This is a genomic window from Streptomyces sp. H39-S7 (assembly GCF_027158205.1).
Lineage (GTDB): Bacteria > Actinomycetota > Actinomycetes > Streptomycetales > Streptomycetaceae > Actinacidiphila.
Genome location: NZ_JAPVLU010000033.1, coordinates 35,417 through 54,586, shown reverse-complemented (window position 1 = coordinate 54,586; position 19,170 = coordinate 35,417). Strand labels below are relative to the sequence as shown.

Annotated in this window: 15 protein-coding genes; 6 read left to right on the top strand and 9 right to left on the bottom strand. The window is 73.9% G+C overall.

Going from position 1 to position 19,170, the window contains the following annotated elements; translation table 11 throughout:
• Positions 1 to 53: 53 nt before the first annotated feature.
• Positions 54 to 902, top strand: coding sequence for a 4'-phosphopantetheinyl transferase family protein (locus O3X23_RS28185; RefSeq protein ID WP_269274393.1), 849 nt, complete (start codon positions 54 to 56; stop codon positions 900 to 902).
• A gap of 30 nt (positions 903 to 932) precedes the next feature.
• On the opposite strand, the gene O3X23_RS28180 is transcribed toward O3X23_RS28185, so the two are convergent.
• The gene (locus O3X23_RS28180) at positions 933 to 1,964 is read right to left on the bottom strand and encodes a LuxR C-terminal-related transcriptional regulator (protein WP_269274392.1); all 1,032 of its coding nucleotides are present in this window, start codon (positions 1,962 to 1,964) and stop codon (positions 933 to 935) included.
• A gap of 221 nt (positions 1,965 to 2,185) precedes the next feature.
• On the opposite strand from O3X23_RS28180, the gene O3X23_RS28175 reads away from it, so the two are divergent.
• The gene (locus O3X23_RS28175) at positions 2,186 to 2,335 is read left to right on the top strand and encodes a hypothetical protein (protein WP_269274391.1); all 150 of its coding nucleotides are present in this window, start codon (positions 2,186 to 2,188) and stop codon (positions 2,333 to 2,335) included.
• A gap of 41 nt (positions 2,336 to 2,376) precedes the next feature.
• Here O3X23_RS28175 and O3X23_RS28170 read toward each other — a convergent pair whose 3' ends face one another.
• Positions 2,377 to 3,099 carry a 4'-phosphopantetheinyl transferase family protein gene (locus tag O3X23_RS28170; protein ID WP_269274390.1) on the bottom strand — a complete coding sequence of 241 codons (723 nt, stop codon included), beginning with the start codon at positions 3,097 to 3,099 and terminating at the stop codon, positions 2,377 to 2,379.
• A gap of 350 nt (positions 3,100 to 3,449) precedes the next feature.
• Here O3X23_RS28170 and O3X23_RS28165 point away from each other — a divergent pair, with 350 nt between their 5' ends.
• The 3 genes from O3X23_RS28165 (at position 3,450) to O3X23_RS28155 (ending at position 7,654) form a co-directional block, all read left to right on the top strand.
• The gene (locus tag O3X23_RS28165; protein WP_269274389.1) at positions 3,450 to 4,295 is read left to right on the top strand and encodes a metallophosphoesterase family protein; all 846 of its coding nucleotides are present in this window, start codon (positions 3,450 to 3,452) and stop codon (positions 4,293 to 4,295) included.
• A 240-nt stretch (positions 4,296 to 4,535) separates the two neighbouring features.
• Positions 4,536 to 7,385: a helix-turn-helix transcriptional regulator gene (locus O3X23_RS28160; protein ID WP_269274388.1), complete on the top strand. Its 2,850-nt coding sequence runs from the start codon at positions 4,536 to 4,538 to the stop codon at positions 7,383 to 7,385.
• A gap of 47 nt (positions 7,386 to 7,432) precedes the next feature.
• On the top strand, positions 7,433 to 7,654 hold the full coding sequence (locus tag O3X23_RS28155; protein ID WP_269274387.1) for an MbtH family protein: 222 nt from the start codon (positions 7,433 to 7,435) through the stop codon (positions 7,652 to 7,654).
• Here the strand turns inward: O3X23_RS28155 and O3X23_RS28150 are convergent.
• The 3 genes from O3X23_RS28150 to O3X23_RS28140 form a co-directional block, all read right to left on the bottom strand.
• A complete protein-coding gene (locus O3X23_RS28150) occupies positions 7,619 to 8,527 on the bottom strand; it encodes a hypothetical protein (protein WP_269274386.1) in 909 nt (302 codons plus the stop codon). The genes O3X23_RS28155 and O3X23_RS28150 overlap by 36 nt on opposite strands.
• Entirely contained in the window at positions 8,528 to 9,289 is a 762-nt protein-coding gene (locus tag O3X23_RS28145) for an SAM-dependent methyltransferase (protein ID WP_269274385.1), read from the bottom strand.
• Positions 9,290 to 9,415: 126 nt separating this feature from the next.
• On the bottom strand, positions 9,416 to 9,664 hold the full coding sequence (locus O3X23_RS28140) for a hypothetical protein (RefSeq protein ID WP_269274384.1): 249 nt from the start codon (positions 9,662 to 9,664) through the stop codon (positions 9,416 to 9,418).
• A 327-nt stretch (positions 9,665 to 9,991) separates the two neighbouring features.
• Between O3X23_RS28140 and O3X23_RS28135 the strand changes: the two genes are divergently transcribed.
• Positions 9,992 to 10,945, top strand: a complete 954-nt coding sequence (locus O3X23_RS28135; protein ID WP_269274383.1) for a polyprenyl synthetase family protein — start codon at positions 9,992 to 9,994, stop codon at positions 10,943 to 10,945.
• 14 nt (positions 10,946 to 10,959) lie between these two features.
• Here O3X23_RS28135 and O3X23_RS28130 read toward each other — a convergent pair whose 3' ends face one another.
• The 4 genes from O3X23_RS28130 to O3X23_RS28115 form a co-directional block, all read right to left on the bottom strand.
• Entirely contained in the window at positions 10,960 to 12,738 is a 1,779-nt protein-coding gene (locus tag O3X23_RS28130; protein WP_269274382.1) for an AMP-binding protein, read from the bottom strand.
• Positions 12,729 to 14,993, bottom strand: a complete 2,265-nt coding sequence (locus O3X23_RS28125) for an ATP-binding protein (protein ID WP_269274381.1) — start codon at positions 14,991 to 14,993, stop codon at positions 12,729 to 12,731. The genes O3X23_RS28130 and O3X23_RS28125 overlap by 10 nt, the downstream gene beginning before the upstream one ends.
• Before the next feature lie 82 nt (positions 14,994 to 15,075).
• Positions 15,076 to 17,820: an AfsR/SARP family transcriptional regulator gene (locus O3X23_RS28120; protein WP_269274380.1), complete on the bottom strand. Its 2,745-nt coding sequence runs from the start codon at positions 17,818 to 17,820 to the stop codon at positions 15,076 to 15,078.
• A gap of 80 nt (positions 17,821 to 17,900) precedes the next feature.
• Positions 17,901 to 18,902, bottom strand: coding sequence for an AfsA-related hotdog domain-containing protein (locus O3X23_RS28115; RefSeq protein ID WP_269274379.1), 1,002 nt, complete (start codon positions 18,900 to 18,902; stop codon positions 17,901 to 17,903).
• Positions 18,903 to 19,170: the final 268 nt, after the last annotated feature.

Below are 19,170 nucleotides of genomic sequence, written 5' to 3'. Positions count from 1 at the left end.
ACCGCGCACCGAGAACACCCGCCGCTGTCGAACCACCCTTTGGAGGAGCAAGGATGACCGTCCCCGGGAACTCCACTCTCGGCCCACCCCTCGGCGAGCCGGTCGAGGTGGGCGCGAGGGGTGCCGCCTGGGACAGGGTCCGCGCCGATCTGAGGGCCTACGGGACCGCACTGATCTACGCCCGACTGGCCGACCTGCAACCGGATCTGCCCGAGGGCGACAAGCTGCGCGCGCTGCTCGGCCGGGACTGGTCGCGCTATCTCGACCTCGCGCACCCGGCCGTCCGCGGCCGCTACGCGGCCTCGCGGATCCTGCTCAAGTACGCCGCGGGCGCGGTGCTCAACGGTGACCCCGACGACCTGGAGCTGGCCTACGGGCCGACCGGACGTCCGTACCTGCGCGGCTGCGACCAGATCGACATCAGCCTCAGCCACACCGAGGACCTGCTGCTGGTCGGCCTCACCACCCGCGGCCTGATCGGCGTGGACGCCGAGCGGACCGACCGGCAGATGTACGGCAGCGGTCTGGGCCGCCACGTCTGCACCCCGTACGAACTGGTCACCCTCGCCTCCCTGGAACAGGAGCAGCGCAACCCCAGCCTGGTGCGGCTGTGGACGCTCAAGGAGGCGTACAGCAAGGCCATCGGGCAGGGCATGCAGTTCCGGTTCAGCGAGTTCGGGTTCGGCCCCGACGGCAAGCCGGTGCGGGTGCAGCGCCCGGACGGCACGGCCGGGACCGGCTCCGAGTGGGCGTTCCGCACCTTCGTGCTCGACACCGGCTACTGCGTGAGCGCGGCGGTGTACGACGCCGGCTTCGGGGCGGTGCTGGACACCGACATCACGACGATGCTCGACCAGGACGCCGCCGACGCGATCACCGCCGCGCTCAACGAGGAGGAGTGACGTTTCTCTGCGGCACGGTCCCCGCGGTCGTCAGTCCTGCAGGCCGAACCGGTCCAGCATGCCGGACAGCGCGACGTTGAACCCGGCCTGGAACCGGCTGGTGGCCTCGAGCTGCTCGGTGATCTCCGAGATGTGGCGGCGGCAGGTGCGGACCGACATGCCGAGCCGTCGGGCGACCATCTCGTCCTTGTACCCCTTGGCCATCAGCCGGATGATCGACGCGCGCAGGTCGTCGGTCCCCGAGGAGGTGGACTGGCTGTCGGGGTTGAACGGGGTGGCGCCGTCCCACAGGTGCTCGAAGACCGCGCACAGGAAGGCGACCAGCGTCGGTTCGCGGACGATCGCCGCGCCGGGGGTCTTCGAGGCCGACTTGCGCTCCGGCAGGAAGACGGTCTCCCGATCGTAAATGATCATGCGGTCGATGAGTTCGTCAGCGGTGCGGACCTCGGCGCCCTCGGCCGAGATGTCCCGGACATACGCCCTGGTGGCGAGGTCGCTGCGGGCTGTGTGCTGGTAGATGGTGCGGATCCGCACCCCGCGGTCCAGCGTGTTCAGCGCGCGCTGGCGGGCCGACGCGAGCGACGGTGACGAGCGGGCGCCGCCGGGCTGCACCGTGAGCAGTTCCTTGCGGCACTGCTGCGTCAGGTGGTTGATCATCGACTGGATGGTGTCCTTGTCGCTGATCACGTCGAAGGCTTCCAGCCGGTTGCGCATCCGGCGTCCCTCGAAGTACCGCGGCATCAGCGACAGCAGCTTCGACCGCACATCGGTGACGGCCTGCTGCAGGTCCCGGATCTGGTGCTCGGCGGACCCCACCAGATCCGCGGCCGCGACGTCCGGTCCCACCGGGACCAACACGTCGGGGTCACCCGGCATCGGCTGCAGGAGATGCAGAAGTCGCAGGACGTGTTCCACCCGGTCGACCTCGGGTGTGGTGAGCGAGAGCCGCTCCGCGATGTCCGCCCGGTCGAACCGTCCGTATTCGACGGCGGCCCCGTAAGCGGCAGCGCTCAAGTCGTCCAACTCGGCGAACTCCGAACTGGAATTGCCGCTTCCGGCCATCCGTGGCGCTCCCCCGTGAGCTGTGAAGTTGCTGCCATGCAAGCTTAGGCCATCGGCTTGGGCTTGGAGCGGGGATTCGAACCTGGGCATTGTGTGCGGGTCGGACAGTGGCTCCAGTGAGCCTCGAGTGACGACAGCACAGCAGTGAAGTCCGTCAGACCGATCGTTTTGGGGGAAACATGAGGGTTTCGGCGAGTTTGAAGAGTGTGACCGTGCGGGCGATGCTCGTCGCAAGTGCGGTCGCGGCGCTGGCGGTCGGGTACTCCCCGGCAGAGGCGCAGAGCATGGAACGTCAGGCGGGGGACGCCATCGGCGCTCCCGTGACGTACCACACGGGGCACGTACATGTTGATGACGACGAGTGGGACTGACCATCCCTGGGGACTGACCATCCCCGGTCGTTCGGCTCGGCCTAAGCGGCGCTCCCTACCAATTCCCGGTAGGGAGCGTTCTGCTGTGCCCCCGCGGTCGCGGGAACCGTCGCCGGCACGGCGATCGCACTGACCAGCACGCCGCCGTTCGCGGACCAGCGCCCGCTGAAACCCGTGGGGTCCCCCTCTTGCAGCGCCGACGCCGGCAGCAGCAGCCGGGCGCGGAAGGTGCGCGCCGCGGGGTTGACCGTGATGAGCGCGTCCTCGAAGTCCAGCTCCCGGCCGGTGAGCGGGAACCAGGCCTTGTAGACGGACTCCTTCATGCTGAACAGCAGCCGGTCCCAGCACACCTCGGGCGCGGTACGCGTCAACTGCCGCACCCAGCCGCGCTCCTGGGGGAGCGCGATGGACTCCAGGATGCCCTCGGGGAGGGTGTCGTTGGGTTCGGCGTCGATCCCGATCGCCGCCATGTCACGCGTACGGGCCACGGCCGCGGCACGGTAGCCGTTGCAGTGCGTCATGCTGCCGACCACGTCCGGGGCCCACTGCGGCGCGCCGCGGGTGCCGGGGAGTATCGGCATCGCCGGCAGGCCGAGACCGGCCAGGGCGCGGCGGGCGCACCAGCGCGCCGTGGTGAACTCCAGCCGCCGCTTCTCCACCGCGTTGCGGATCTGCTCCGTCTCCTCCGGGAACAGGGTCGCCTCGGGCGGGTCCGTCGTCGCGTCCACGGCGACGACCTCCGAGGGAAGCAGCTTCGCGATCATGGGAGCCCCGTTTCGTCCGACGCCTCGTCGGCGTCCGCCGCGTGCTCGCTCCGGTGTGGGGCGAGCAATTTCCACGCTGGCCTCCCGGGGGGTGACGGGACAACGCGTGCGGCTCCGGCGGCGGCGACAGGGCAGGCCGAAGCCCCGATCCATGCCCGCCGGCTGCTATCCGCGAGGGAATGGGGAGAGAGCCTGCCGGTCGGCGGGTACGGGCGCGCGGGAGCTTGCCATGCGGTTGCTACACGCCATGGCAGGGCGGCCCGTGGGGCGCCCGCGGGGTCGGGGGTCAGGGGGTACCCCGCCCGGATTTAGGGGTTCTTCCCCACTCCTCGCCGTTCTACCCTCATCGGATGTCTCAAGGGAAGTTGCTGGGTATCAGCGACCTGCATGTCGCGCATCCGGAGAACCGGAAGATCCTCGAGGAGCTGCGCCCGGACGACCCGGCGGACTGGCTGATCGTCGCGGGCGACGTGGGCGAGGTGCTCGACGACATCGAATGGGCCCTGGAACTGCTGAGCCTGCGCTACGCGCACGTCGTCTGGGCGCCGGGCAACCACGACCTGTGGACCCCGCACGGCGACACCTCGCAACTGCGCGGCGAGGCCCGCTACCGGCACCTGGTGGAGGTCTGCCGGTCGCTGGGCGTGCACAGCCCGGAGGATCCGTACCCGGTCTGGAGCGGCCCCGGCGGCCCGGTCGTCGTCGCCCCGCTCTTCCTGCTGTACGACTACTCCTTCCGCACCCCCACCGCGGCCACGAAGGAGGAGTCGCTGGCGCAGGCCTACGAGGCCGGGATCGTCTGCACGGACGAATTCCTGCTGCACCCCGATCCGTACCCGTCGCGGGACGCCTGGTGCCGGGCCCGGGTCGCGGAGACCGCACAACGGCTGGAAGCCTGCGATCCCGAACTGCGGACCGTACTCGTCAACCACTTCCCTCTTGTGCGGGACCCGACGAATATCCTGCGTTATCCCGAATTCGCCCAATGGTGCGGAACGGAACTGACGGCGGACTGGCACATCCGGTTCCGGGCCGCGGCGGTCGTCTACGGACATCTGCACATCCCGCGCACCACCTGGTACGACGGGGTGCGGTTCGAGGAAGTCTCGGTCGGCTACCCGCGCGAATGGCGCACTCCCGGCCACCCCAGGAACGTGCCGCGGCAGATCCTTCCGGAGCCCGCCACAACCCTCTGAGCGGGCTGCCCGATACCACAGCGGATCACCGCTCGGGTGCCGCTGGAGTACTTACTGCAGGGCAACTTCCGGCCACCGTGGGGCGCGAGTTACCTGCCTACACTGGATTCCTGATTCAACGGGGAGAATCCTCCGTTTCAATTTCGCCAGTGCCCACGTGCTTCTTCCGGAGAAAACGGCCGGCTATTCCGGCCGGCGGGAGCGCGGACCGCACTGGATTACGGGGACAGTGGGGCGAAGATGGTGCTGATCGATCGTGAGGCGGAACTGGCGCTACTGGACGCGGCCTTGGCCGGATGCATAGCAGGACACGCGCGGATCGTGCTGGTCGAAGGCGCCGTCGGCTGCGGGAAGAGCGAACTCGCCGACACCGTGGCCGAGTCGGCCGAGAAGGCCGGCGCCGTCGTGCTGCGCGCGATGGGATCCGCCGCGGAACGCGCCCTGCCGCTGGGCGTGCTGGGGCAGCTCGTCAGCAGCGCGCCGCCCGGGACCCTCCCGGAGCCGGCCCAGAACCAGGGACCGTCGAGGATCGAGGCCATGCAGGCGTTCAGCGACGCCGTGCACGACCTCAGTACGCGGACGCCGGTGGTGATCTGCGTCGACGACCTGCACCTGGTGGACGACCTGTCCTGCCGCTACCTGCTGCAGTTGGCCCGCCGGGCCCGCAACGCCAGGATCCTGCTGGTGCTGACCGAGCCGGCGCACGAGCGCAGCGACGACCCGGTGTTCGGCACCGAGCTGCTGCGGCAGCCCAACTTCACCCGCGTGCGGCTGGAACGGCTCGGCCGGTACGCCGTCGCCGAAGTCCTCGCGCAGGAGCCGGCCGGGCCACCGGACGCGGCGGGCGACGAACGGCTCTCCGACCACGCCGGGCACTTCTGGACGGTCAGCGGCGGCAACCCGCTGCTGCTGCGCGCCCTCGTCGAGGAGTACCGGGTGGCCCGGCGGGGCTCCGCGGCGGGCGAGATCCCGGAGCCGGAGGCGGGCGGCGCGTTCACCCAGGCCGTGCTGGCCTGCCTGTACCGCTGCGGACCGCGGACCACGCAACTGGCCGAGGCGCTGGCGGTCCTGGGCCGGACCGGCACGGCGGAACTGGCGGCGCAACTGCTGGGCATCACCACCCCGGCGGCGGTCCAGGGGGTCGCCGCGCTGAACGCCGCCGGGATTCTGGAGAGCTTCCGCTTCCGGCACCCCGCGGTGCGCCGCTCGCTCCTCGACCGGATGGATCCGGCCGCACGCACCGGACTGCACCGGCGGGCCGCCCGGCTCGCGCACCAGTACGGCATGCCCGCGGCGGCCGTCGCGGGCCAGCTGCTCGCCGCGCAGCACGCGGACGAGGACTGGGCGGTGCCGGTCCTGCGGGCGGCGGCCGAGCAACTGCTCGCCGACGGCAAGGCCGTACCGGCCTCGGCCTGCCTGGAGCTGGCGTACCAGGGGTGCGGCGACGACGAGCAGCGCGCGGAGTTCCGCACCCGGCTGGCCGCCGTGTCCTGGCGGACCAACCCGGGCGCCGCGGAACGGCATCTCACCGAGCCGCTGGACGCGCTGCGGGCCGACCGGCTCGCCCCCGCCCGGATGGGCCCGCTCGCCCGGCTGCTGGCCGCCCAGGGGCGCATCGACGAGGCTGGCGACGTCCTCGCGCGGCTCGCGGCCGCGACCGGCGACACGGGCCGCCGCCAGGAGCCGCAGCACGGCTCGGCGACCGTCTCGTCCCTCGGCTCGGCGCTCGGCGGCAGACCCGGCGCCCAGCTGTCGGGGCACCGGGACGACCCGCTGGACGGGCTGTCCGCCTTCCCGCGCTGGTCCGGCGGGCGGACCCGCGCGATGGGCTCCCCGGCGCCGTCCACCGCCGTGCACTCCAGCGTCAACGCCGCCACGGTGCCCGTCGCGCCGGCCGCCCTGTGGGCGATCCCGGACGGTGCCCAGGACGGCACGGCCGCCGAGGACGCCGAGCTGTTCCTGCGCGGCACGACGCTCGCCGGGGCCACCGTCGAGCCCATCGTGCAGGCCCTGCGGGTCCTGCTGCACCTGGGCGGCGCCCAGCGTGCCGTCCACTGGAGCCAGGTCATCGGCGAGGAGGCCGCCCGCCGCGAAGCGCCTGGCTGGCAGGCGCTGTTCACGTCGCTGTGGGCCGAGGCGCTGCTGCGCCAGGGCGACCTCCAGGGCGCCGAGGACCGGGCGGCGCACGCCCTCAAGCTGGTGCCGGAGCGCGGTGGCAGCGTCTTCCTGTGCGGGGTGGCGGGAATCCTGGTCCGCGCCCGTACGGCGATGGGCCACTACGACGCGGCCGCCCGGGTGCTCAGCCAGCCGGTCCCCGAGGGGCTGGCCGGCAGCTTCCACGGGCTCGGCTATCTGCGGGCCCGCGGCCAGTACCACCTGGCGACCAGCCGCTACCACGCCGCGCTCGGCGACTTCCTGGACATCGGCCGGCGCACCAAGCGCTGGGGCCTGGACCGGCCGCTGCTGCTGCCCTGGCGCACCGACGCCGCCGAGGCGCTGCTGCAGCTCGGCGAGGCGCACCAGGCGGAGCGCTTCGTGACCGACCAGCTCGCCACCCGCGACGCCGCCAACCCGTGGGTGGCCGGCATCTCGCTGCGGGTGCGCGCCGCGACCCGCGAGCCCCGGGAGCGGCAGATCCTGCTCGCCAAGTCCGTGGACGAGCTGCGCAGGTCGGGCGACCGCTACGAGCTGGCCCGCTCCATGGCGGAGCTCGGCCAGGCGCTCAAGGAGCTGGGCGAGCCCACCCGCGCCAGCATGGTGAACCGGCGGGCGTGGCACCTGGCGCAGGAGTGCGGGGCCGAGGCACTGCGCGAGAAGACCCTCCCGGGGCACAGCGCGGCGGGCGGGATGCCGGAGGACCCGCCGCCGGTGGCGGCCTACGCGGACCTGGAGGCCAAGCTCAGCGACTCCGAGAAGCGGGTGGCGATGCTCGCGGTCCACGGGCACACCAACCGGGAGATCGCGATGAAGCTCTACATCACCGTCAGCACCGTCGAGCAGCACCTGACGCGGGTCTACCGCAAGCTCAGCATCAGCAGCCGGCAGGAGCTGCCGGTGGACCTCCAGCTCAGCGTCACCGAGGTGGCGTGAGCTCACCCCGGAACCGGCACCCCGTAACCACGTGAGAGGACGAGAAGTTGAGCACACCGTTCGAGGACCCGGACGCCGCCTATCTGGCGCTGGTCAACGACGAGGGCCAGTACTCGGTGTGGCCCGCCGCCAACGACGTGCCCGCCGGCTGGCGGATCGTCCTGGAGGAGAGCGGCCGGCAGGCCTGCCTGGACCACATCGGGGCGCACTGGACGGACATGCGGCCGGTGAGCCTACGCGCCGCCATGGGCGGGCAGCCGGGCGAGTGACGCGCGGGCGTAGACCACCTGGTACCCCGGCAGGATGAACAGCGACTCGCGGAACGACGTGGTCGACTCGGGCATCAACTCCGGCACCGAGTCCGGCCGGTCGTACATCAGGGCCCGCTCCAGCCGGAAGAAGTACAGGTTGTGGGCGTCCACCCGGCGCTGGTAGGACCACCAGGCGCGGCACTCCTCGGGGCTGCCGCGCTCCCGCAGGTACGCGGCGACCAGCCGCTCCTCCAGGCAGTGCGCGAGCCGCTCCGACGCGAACTGCGACCGGACGGAGCGCCCCGGGCGGGCCCGTTCGTACAGGCAGTGGCCCAGCTCGTGGGCGATGCCGGCCAGCGCGTCGACCGTGGGCGCGTCCTGGCCCAGGACGATCGCGTTGCCACGGTCGTCGTCCACCGTGCGGAACGGGGTGCCGGTCTCCTGGAGGGAGGACTCGGACAAGATCCGCGCCACCTCCGCGCGCCGGTGCCGCAGCTCCGGCAGTCCGGCGAGGATCTCGGCGGCGGAGGCGTGGGTGGGGTGGCGCAGGATGACGCTGTCGGCCGGGATGGGCAGCGGCAGTTCGGCGAGGAACGTCAGCATCGAGCGGCGCAGCGGCAGGACGTCCGCGTACTCGGGGCGCGCCATCACCTGCCGGACCTGCCGGTGGGTGCTGTCGATCAGCCGCCGCAGCCAGGGGGTCCCGCGGAGTCCGGCGAGTGCCGCCCGGCGGCCGCGCAGCACGCTCTCGATCAGCTCGCCGCGCCCGAGGACCGCCTCCTTCTGCAGCAGGCGGCGCTGGTCCCGGTACGCGGCCACGGCGGCGGCGTCGCCAGGGAAGACGGCGTCGGCGGGTACGCGTGCGTCAACCGCGGTGGTCCGGGGGCTCATTCACCAGGTGGCCGGTTCGGCCGGCTCCGGCTCGAACGGTGTCAGCAGGGCCAGGACGGCGCGGTCGACCCGGCGGGGGACGGCGGCCGGCAGGTACAGCGGGCTCGCGAAGAAGACGTTGGCGAGCAGTTCGCCGAGCGAGCCGACCCGTCCCCAGCCGACGGCCGCGGTGCCGTCGGCGGCGTGGCCCGGCTCGACCAGGCAGGCGGGGTGCTCGGCGTCGTACGCGCGCAGCAGCAGCCGCTGGAGCAGTTCCGCCCGGTCCGCGCCGCCGACGTGGTAGACGAAGGTGTTGAACGCGGGGTTCGGCAGCTGCTGGAAGAGCAGCAGGCGGTTGGCGTCGACGACGAGGGTGCCGCGTTCGAGCGGGTCGATCCCCAGGTTGTTGGCCGTGGTGGCGAAGGTGGAGACGCCGGGCTCGACGTGCAGGGACAGTTCACCCGCATCGGCCAGCCGCTGGAGCTGCTGGACGACCGTGACGCCGAGCCGCGGATCGCCGGGCAGCAGGACGGCGATGTCGCCGTCGGACCGCGCCCGGTCCAGGATGCGGGCGAGCAGCCGCCCGAAGGGGTCGTGGTCGTGCGCGCCGGCGAGGTGGAGCGCGTGCAGCGATTCGGTGGGCCGGTCCGTCAGTTCGCGGACGTCGACGGCCGGGTCGACCAGGTGCAGCACCGCTTCGGCCTCCCGCAGCTGGCGCAGTCCGGCGAGGGTGAGCTGCTCGATCCCCTGGACGCCGAGCCCGACGACCCTGATGCGATTCATCGCGGTTCCTTCCCGGTGGCGCGGTGGCGCGGTGGCGCGGTGGCGCGGTGGCGCGGTGGCGCGGTGCGGCGGTGGTGCGGGTGCGCGGGGCGGTGCGGTCGTCAGGACCGCACCGCCCCGGCGGTGTCACGCGTCGCCGTTGTCCGCGTCGATGTCCTCGAGGATCTGCGCGAGGTCGGCCGGGACGACGCTCTGCAGGCGAGGGGTGTTGTTGTTGCTGTTGTTGTTCGCGTTGTCGTTGTTGTTGTTCATGTTGCTGTTGTTGTCCGCGAAGTTCGTGGTCGCGTTGTTGTTCACGTTCGCGTTGTTGTTGGAGTTGTTGTTGCTGTTGTTGTTGTTCGAGTCGTTGTTGTTGTTCGACGAGTTGTTGGACACGAGTCCTCCTGCAGCAGTGCTGTGGGTCGGGCGTGGTGCCCGGTCTGCCCGCGTCGAGCAGCACACCCATGAACCGACACCGCGCTAAAGCCGGGTATGCGCGGGGTTTGTGCCGTGGACCCGCCGACCGGGGCCGCAGACCCGGCCCGCCGGCGCGGCGCCATGGCAAGCACATGGCAACCCCTCGCCCGACGCTCCCGCGAATGGCAGGGAACAGGCTCTCCACCACGTCTCGCGCGGCCGTTTCCCCGGCCGGCCGCCCACCGCCCTTGAGCGGCACCGACGGCCCCCGGAAGGCTCGGAGCAGCCGAATCAGGGAGGCTCACCATGACCACGCATTCTCTGCCGCCGAAGACACGCGTCCCCGGGCAACTGCGTGCCGCACTGCTCGACCAGGTGGAGGAGCGGCTGCGCGGCCTGCTGGCCGGTGAGTTCGACCGCTGGCACGCGGTGAACCCCCGGGCGGCGAGCCTGGTCGGCTCGATCACCGAACTGGTGCGGGCGGGCGGCGACCGGGTCCGTCCCGCCGTCTGCGTCACCGGCTACCTCGCCGCGGGCGGCGACCCCACCTCGACGGCGATCGTCGACGCGGCGGCCGCGCTGGAACTGCTCGACACCTGCTTCCTGATCCGCAGCGACATCCGCGACAACGCCCCGCTGCGCCACGGCATCCCCACCCTGCACGTCAGCCACGCCGCCGAGCACGAGCGCAGCGGCTGGCGCGGTGAGTCCCGGCGCTTCGGCGAGGGCACGGCGGTGCTCGCGGGCGATCTGGCGCTCGCCTACGCCGACCGGCTCGCGTCCGGGCTGCCCGCCGCCGCGTGGCAGCTGTGGGACGAGCTGCGCACCGAACGCGTCATCGGCGCCCACACCGACGCGGCGTGCGCGACGGAGTACCTGGACGACCCGTGGCCCGGCCGCTGCATCGCGGGCTGCGCCGGCGGGTGCGGGGCGGGCTGGTACGCCCTGCACCACCCGCTGCTGCTCGGCGCCGCGCTGGCCGGCCGGCCGGACCTCACCGCCCCGTACCGGGAGTACGCCCGCCCGCTGCACGCCGCCTGGCGGCTGCGCGGCTTCCTGGAGGGCGGGCCGGGGTACGACTGGGACGCGCAGATGCTGCGCGAGGTGCTGCTCGGCACGGAGGAGCGGGACACCGCGGAGCGGATCATCTCCCAGCTCGTCGCCCGCGCCGACCGCGTCGTCGACGCCGCGCCGCTCGCCCCCGGCTGGCGCGACGAACTCGCCGCGTTCGCGATCCGCCTCTCCGGCCTGTCGCAGTAGCCCGGAGACACGGCCTAGGCGTCGGAAGCGGGGACCGGGACCGGGCGGGGCACGCCGGGCCGGATGCGGGAGAGCCAGCTGCGCAGGCCCTCCTTGCGCAGCTCGCCCCGGTCGTCCCTGGGCAGCGAACCGACCAGCTCCAGCCGCGTCGGCAGGAACGCGGCCGCGACGCCGCGCCCGGCCAGGTGGTCCCGCAGTTCGACGAGGCCGGGCGGTTCCGCCTCGGTGGTGGGCACCACGACGGCGCACGGCATCTCGCCGTACTCCGGATCGACGTAGCCGACCACCGCGGCCTCGCGCACCCGGGGATGGGTCAGCAGGCGCTCCTCCAACTCGGCCACCGGCACCAGGAAGATGCCGCCCAGCCGCTCGCCGGCCCGCCGCATCACCTGGACGCCGCCGAGGCCGTCGGCCTTGGCGAGGTCCCCGGTGTCGAGCCAGCCCTCGTCGTGGTCCCAGGTGATCAGCGGGGCCGGGCCGCCGCCGCGCTGCCACGTCGCCAGGCAGACGGAGGGGCCGCGGACCCGGAGCTGTGACGTCTGCGCGTCGCCGACGCCCTCGGCGGGCACCACGGAGACCTCCAGGCCCGGCAGCGGGCGCCCGTCGCTCTCGGCGTTGCGCTCCGCCGGGGTGTCGCCGCGGGTGACCGTGCCCATGCCCAGTTCCGGGGCGCCCCATACGGTACGCACCGGAGCGCCCAGGGCCCCCGGCAGGTCGGCGAGGAGTGGGGCGGGTGTGCTGGTGCGGCCGCCGGACAGCAGCAGGCGCAGGGCGCCGAGCTCACGGGGGCGGTGCTGCTGCGCGGCGAGCACCTCGGACCAGTAGACGGGCGCCGCGTACGCCTGGTTGACACCGGCGGCGGCCAGCAGGTCCAGGCAGCTGCCCGGATCCCAGACGTCCTGGTAGACGCCGGTGCCGCCGACCGCGAGCGGCCAGCAGACGCTGTACAGCAGTGAGGCGAGGGAGGTGAGCGGCAGCGCCGAGTAGAAGACCTCGCCCGGTCGCCTTCCGGGCCCTTCCGGGTCCCGCTGGGTGCTGCTGTTCGCGTACAGGGTGTTGGGGGTGTGGAGAGCGGCCGCGTAGGTGTCGCCCAGGCTCATGACGGTGATCATCAGGCTGATGCGGTCCGCCCGGTCCGAGCGCAGCCTCAACCGCCGCGCGTGCGGCCCGCGTTCGTGCGGGGTGCGCAGGAAGTACCCGGCGAAGTCGAGGGCGCCCGTCGCGGCGGCGTCACCCATCACGACGCGGTGCCGCAGCCAGGGGAGCGCCGGGGCGAGGTCGGCGAGGGCCTGCGCGTGCGGGAAGCCCTCCCAGACGTCGGGCACGACACAGATCCTGGCCCGGCTGCCCTCCAGGATCCGTTCCAGGCCGTGTGCGCGCACGGTCGGCAGGACGGGGACGGCGAGCGCGCCCACCCGCAGGCAGGCGAGGGTGAGCGCGGCCGCCTCCCACCAGCTCGGCAACTGGAAGGCGACCGGGTCGCCCGCGCCGATGCCGAGCGCGACGAGCCCGGCGGCGAACCGGTCGACGTACAGGGCCAGTTGCGCGTAGCTGACGGTGACCGTACGGCGGTCGGCGGGGCGGTGGACCCGCTGGGAGACGATCGCGGGCCGGCCGGGGTCGGTGGCCGCGGTCCGGTACAGGTCGTGCAGGAACGTCTCGTCCCGCCACCAGCCCTCGGCCCGGAACCGGGCCGCCACGTCCTCGGGCGGTGTGACGGCGGCCAGCAGCCCCGACAGGTGCCCGCCCGCCCGCTCCGACGCGTCCGCCGCTGCGCGCCCGGTCACGGCCATCGGCCGACCGACCAGGCCACCTGCACCCGCGAGGTGCAGTTGAGACGGCGCATCACCTGCCGGACGTGGTTGACCACCGTCCATTCGGAGATGGCGAGCTGCCCGGCTATCTGCCGGTTGGTCAGCCCCTCGGAGACGAGCATCGCGACCTGCACCTGGCGCGGGGTGAGCGGCTGCGCCGCCGGGCTCTTCCGCTCGGCGTGCGGGGCGGGGACGGCCGCCGCCAGCGCCTCCGCCACGGCCGCGCCGGGCGCCAGCCGCAGCCCCTCGGCCCACGCGGTGGCGAAACCGGTCCAGTGCAGCCGCTCGCGCAGCCCCGCCAGCGCCTCCTCCAGCACGCCCCACCGCTCGTCGGGCACCTTGCCGCCGAAGCTCCGGCGCAGCCCGTCGGCGGCCGCGATCAGCCGGACGGCGCGCGGCTGCTGGCCGGGGGAGGCGCGCAGCAGCAGGAGGGCGAAGGACTCCAGGGTGGCGGGGAGTTCGGTGCGCTCGCCGATCGAGTCGTACAGCCGCAGGCTCTCGCGCAGCGCCCGCCCCGCCCCGTCCAGGTCCTCGGCGTCCTCGGCGAAGGCCGCGGACTCGCGCAGCGCGGTCGCCAGTCCGCGGGGGTCGCGGATCCGCCGGTACGCGTCGAGCGCGCGGTCCAGCAGCTCCCTGCCCTTGCGGGTCTCGCCCTGCGCGCGCAGCGCCCCGGCCAGGGCGGTGCCCGCCTCGGCGGCGGGTCCCGCCGCGCCCAGCGACTCCAGGGTGGCCAGCGCGGGGCCCAGCGCCGCCTGCGCGCCGGACGGATCTCCCAGCAGCAGCAGTGCCCTGCCCATCCGCGCCGTCACCAGCGCGCCCTGCCGGCGGTCGCCGAGCCGCTTGCACAGCGCGAGCGCGCGGCGGTGCCGCCGTACGGCCAGGTCCGCGTCGCCGAGGGCCGCCGTGAAGGTCCCCGACAGGTCGACCAGCCGGGCCCGCACCGGCTCCGGCAGCGTGCGGCCGCCGTCATCCGGCCCGTCCTCCGCCAGCGCGTCGCACCAGTCGAGGCCCTCGCGCAGCCGCCCCTGGACGAGCCACGGCTGCCGGCACGCGGTGACCAGCGCCGCGACGGCCTCCCGCTCGCCCCGGGCCCGCAGCCGCCGCAGCGCCGCGCTGATGTTGCCGCTCTCCGCGGCCAGGACACCGAGCCACTTCTCCTGTTCCGTGCCGGCCAGCCGCGGTTCCGTGGCCGCCACCAGCCGCTGGTATTCGCTCGCGTGCCGGTCCAGCGCCGCGTCCGTTCCGCCCGCCCGGTCCAACTCGGTGAGCAGGAACGACCGCACCGGCTCGGGAACGGCGAACCGGGGCTCGCCCGGCTCCTGGTCGACCACGGTCAGCAGGTTCCCGTCGAGGAGGCTCTCCAGCACGTCCTCGGCGCCCACCCGGGCCAGCATCGCCAGCCCGAATCCCCGCTCGAAGACGGAGAGCTGCACCAGGTGCGCGCGCTGCTCCGGGTCCAGCCGCCGGCAGCTCCACCGGGCGAGTGCCGTCAGCGACCGGTGCCGTTCCGGCGCGTCCACCGGACCACCGGCCAGGATCGTGGTCCGCTGCCGCAGCCGGGCGAGCAGGACGTGCGGCGGGAACAGCCGCAGCCGCCCCGCGGCCAGTTCGACGGCGAGCGGCAGCCCTTCCAGCAGCGTGCAGATCTCCGCGACGGCCGCGACGTTCTCGGCCGTCAGCGCGAAGCCGGGGTCGGCGTCACGGGCCCGCCGGATGAACAGCGCGACCGACGGAACGTCCTGCACCTCCTGCACGTCGGGCTCCGCCGTCCCGGCCGTCCCCGGCACCGGCAGCGGCGCGACCGGCAGCAGCCGCTCCCCGTAGATCCGCAGCGGCTCCTGGCCGGTGGCCAGCACCACCAGCCGGTCGTTGGAAGCGAGGAGTTCACCTATGCCGGCGACCGGGGGCAGGTCCGGCTGGTCGCAGCCGTCCAGGACGAGCAGGACGTGACCGTCCGGCACCCGGCCGGGCAGCGCCTCCCGCGCCAGGTCCACGCAGCGCACCTCGTCGAAGAAGTCCGCCGCCCCGGTGGCGGCCTCCGCGGCGAGCCGGCTCTTCCCGACCCCGGCCGGCCCTGTCAGCGTCAGCAGCCGCACCGACGGATCCCGCAGCCGCCCGCCCAGCACGACCGTCTCCGTCTCCCGTCCGACCAGGCTCCGGCGCGGCCCGTACCGTTCTGGACCGGCCTGCGGGCGTTCCTGCCGCTCTTTCCGTTCCTGCTGCGATACCGGCATCGTTCCCCCTGCCCTCATAGGACGCGGTCATGGTCGGCCTGCTGGCCAAAGCGGTGCTAAAACCTGGCACCGGCCGGCCGGTTCAGGCGGTAAGGGCCGTCAGACGGCCGAGGGCCGGAAGGGACGTGCGGCGTGGTGCCGGGGCGCGCAGGCGCCAGACGCCCGGCCGGACTTCGAGGTCGACGGGCCGGCCGGCCGGCGGGGCCGGGCCGCGCAGCGCGCGCAGGGCGCGGCGGGCGTAAGCCTCCAGACGGCGGTCCTTGAGCGACGTGGCGAGGTCGAGGCACTGGGTGAACCGGGCGCGGGCGGCTTCCGGGCCCTCCACCTCCAGGGCGAGCAGCGCCAGCGCGCGCAGCGCGTCGTAGCGGCCGCGGGCACCCGCCGGGGTGGCGAGGGCGGCCAGGGCCGGTTCGAGCAGGGCGGCAGCCGCGGCCGTGTCGCCGGCGTCCAGGTGCAGGTCGGCGAGGCCGACCAGGGCGCGGCCCCGTTCGTACGCGTCGTCGCAGAGCAGGGCGGTGTCGCGGGCCCGGGTGTACAGGTCGGTGGCTTCGGTGAGCCGGCGGTTCTGCCAGGCGAGGTCCCCCAGCGAACGCAGCATCCGCGCCTCGCCCGGCCGGTCGCCGCTGTGCCGGGCCGCGTCGAGCGCCAGGGTGTGGGTGGAGTGCCAGTCCGCCCACGAGGCGTGCGCCTCCAGATAGCCGGTCATGGCGTCGACGAGGCGCAGTGCGGCGGACCACAGTCCGGCGGCGTGCGCCGCGCGGACGGCGTGCACCAGGGCCGGCTGCTCCCGCGCGAACCATTCCTGCGGGTGGTCGGTGACCGGACCGGGGACAGCCACCGGTCCGGTCACCGGGCGCGGGGTGAGCGCCGCGTCGGCGCGTTCGGCGGCCCGGGTGTACGCCTCGCACATCCGCTCGGTGGCGGCACGAGCCGACTCCGGGGTCTCCTCGGCGGCGAGGAGTTCGGTGGCGAGGATCCGCAGCAGGGCGTGGAAGTGGTAGCGGCCCTGGCGGAGGCCGTCGTGCAGGGATGCCTCCAGCAGCCGCCCGTCGACCAGCTGCTCGACGACGCGGCCGGCCTCGCCCTCCTCCAGACCGAGGACGGCGGCGGCCGCCCACAGCCCGAACGGGCCGGCGGGCAGCAGCCCCAGCAGGCGGAAGGCGCGCTGCGCGGCGGGGGAGGAGTCCAGGTAGGCGACCATCAGGGTGCCGCGGACGTCGAGGTCGCCGAGCTGGAGCTCGGTCAGCCGGGAGCGTTCGTCGCGCAGCCGGGCGGCGAGCGAGCCGGCGGTCCAGTGCGGCCGGGCGCGCAGTTGGGCGGCCGCGATGTGCACGGCGAGCGGCAGATGGCCGCAGAGGTCCACGATCTCGGCGGCCGCCGCGGGTTCCGCGGCCGCGGGGCCGGGCCCCGCCAGCGCGTCGAAGAGCCGCAGCGACTCCTCCGGGTCGAGGGCGTCCAGCACCACCGGGCGGACGCCGCCGAGCCCGGCGGGCAGCCGGCGGCCGGTGATCAGCGCGGTGGAGCCCGCGGTCGCGGGCAGCAGCGGGCGCACCTGCGCCTCGGAGGTGGCGTTGTCCAGGACCAGCAGGATCCGCCGGCCGGTGAGCAGATCCCGCAGCGCGTCCTGGAGGTCCTGCGCCTCGGCGGGCAGGACCACCCGGGTACCCGCGCGGCGCAGCAGCCGGGCCATCGCGTCCGCCGCGCCGAGCGGCTGTCCCGGGTCGGGCTCCAGGTCGAGGAAGATCCGTCCGTCGGGAAAGGCGTCGGCGCTGTGGTGCGCGGCCTCGACGGCCAGCGCGGTCTTGCCGACGCCGGGCTTGCCGGTGAGGGCGACGCTGGTCCCGGCCGGCGCGTCGCGCAGCAGCCGTCCCACCTCGGCGAGTACCGCGTCGCGGCCGGTGAACGCTCCGTCGGCGGCGGGCAGCGAGGTGACGGCCTGGAACCCCGTCCCGGACGTCCGCTCCGGAGCGGACGGCGCCGGCGCTTCCGCGGCCGCGGATCCGGACCCGCCGCCGCTGCTCCCCGCGTTCAGCAGCCCCGCGTCCCCGGCCAGGATGCGCCGGTGCAGCCGCTGGAGGCGGGGGCCGGGCTCGATGGCGAGCTCGTCGACGAGGGTGCGGCGCACCCGCCCGAAGGTGCGCAGCGCCTCCGCCTGGCGGCCGGTCCGGTACAGCGCCACCATCAGGTGGGCGTGGAACTCCTCGCGCAGCGGGTGTTCCGAGGCCAGGGACTGCAGCTCGGCGACGAGTCCGCGGTGCCGGCCGAGCTGGAGGTCCGCGCGGACGCGCTGGTCGAGCGCCGTCATCCGGGCCTCGGTCAGCCGCACCGCCGCGCCGCCCAGCAGCGGGCCGTGCGGGGTGTCGGAGAGCAGCGGCCCGCGCCACAGCGCGATGGCCCGCTGCTGCAGCTCCGCGGCGGACACCCAGTCCTCCGCCTCCAGGGCCTTGCGGCCGCGGGCGTGCAGCTCCTCGAACGCGGTCAGGTCGAGCCGGCCGGGATCCAGCCGCAGCAGGTAGCCGGGCGGGCGGGTCAGCAGGGTGTCGCGGCCGTGCTCCGGGTCGGCGGAGTGCAGCAGCTTGCGCAGTTGGGAGACGTAGACCTGGAGGGTGGTGGTGGCGGTGCGCGGCGGGTTGTCCTGCCACAGTTCGTCGATCAGGCTCTCGACGGACACCACCTCGTTCGCCCGCACCAGCAGGGCGGCCAGCACGACGCGCAGCTTCGCGGCGCGCGGCGTGAACGAGACGGCCGGCGTGGCGGCGCCGTCCGGACGGGCCGGCGACCCGTCGTCCCCACCGATCTCCATCGGGCCCAGAATCCAGAATCTCATCGCGTTACCCCCGTCCCGCTCTGCGTGCTCGCGTGCATGATCCGGCGCCGTACGTCCTCGGCACCTCCGGTGGCGCCGGGTCAGAAGTCCTGGACCACGGTGGTCCTGGCCTCCGCCACCGCACGGCGCCGCTGCGTCACCGTCAGGGTGACGGGCACAGCCGGCCGGCCGTACTCGTCCCGCCCGAGCGCCCCCGGCACCGCCGTGCACCGCAGCGGCAGACCGGGCTCCGCGTAGCTGCGGAAGTGCACCTCGGAGGAGGCCAGCGTGCTGCGTGCCGGGGCGAGCCCGAAGGCGCGGCCGGCCGCGAGCAGCGACGTCTGGCGCAACGACTCCAGCAGGTGCGTCCCCGACAGATGGCCGCCCTCCGGAGCGAAGACCGGATTCGGGTTGTCCGTCAGCACCCACGTCGTCAACCGGCCCCGCGAGGACTCCGACGGCTCGCTGACCACGACGTTCGAGACCGCGCAGCGCCCGACCTCGGCCGGGTCCACCGGCAGCGGCGCCCCGTCCGGGGCGTCGTCGAGCTCCGGCGCCGCGCGCAGCGCCTGGCGGTTGTGGGCCAGGTGGTTGCGGTGCAGTTGGGGCATGAGGAAGACCAGCCCCGCCGTGCCGGTGCAGCACGGCAGGTCGTTGATGCTCACCTCGATGTGGAAGTCGAGGCCGCGCGGCACGCCGTTCATCGTGTTCGCGGGCTTCGCCCGGATGTTCGTCGTCACCCTTGCCGCGCCCGGCACCGACGCGTCGGCCCAGTCGGTGCGCCAGGCGCGCAGTTCGGTGAGGTTGAGGTGGAAGTCGAAGAAGAGACCCGGCCGGTCCTGCGGCACCCCGAAGTAGCGGTGTCCGACGAACTCGCCGATCTCCCGGATCGTCTCCGTGACGATCTGCGCGTCGTGGAAGTGGCCGGGACCGTCGTTGAACAGCGGATGCGCCCGCGGCAGCTCACCGGCCAGGACGAAGTGCTCCTCCCCGACGCTCGGGGCGTCCAGCAGGTAGTGGTCCCACGACGGCGGGCAGTGGATGAGGTGGCGGGTGCCGTTGCCGAGTGCCGGTTCGGCGGTGGCCGCGCTCTCTACGGTCATGGCGTCTCCTTGGTCCGGCCTCTTCCCCGCGGATGCGGCGTCGGGAGTCTCCTCGTCCAAGGTTCCGGAGCCAGGGGGGTCCGGGCCAGCCGGGAGCGGTGGCAGCAAGCTGCACGGCCGGAACTCCACCCGTTGATCCTCCGGTGAGGCTTTAGCGAAGCCCATGAGGTCAGGGGCACGCTCGTACTGCTGCCCCCGCTCCCTTACTCCCCCGCAGGGGAGCCCCGGGCGCCCGCGAGCCCCGCCCCCGGGTCTTCCCCCGGACCCC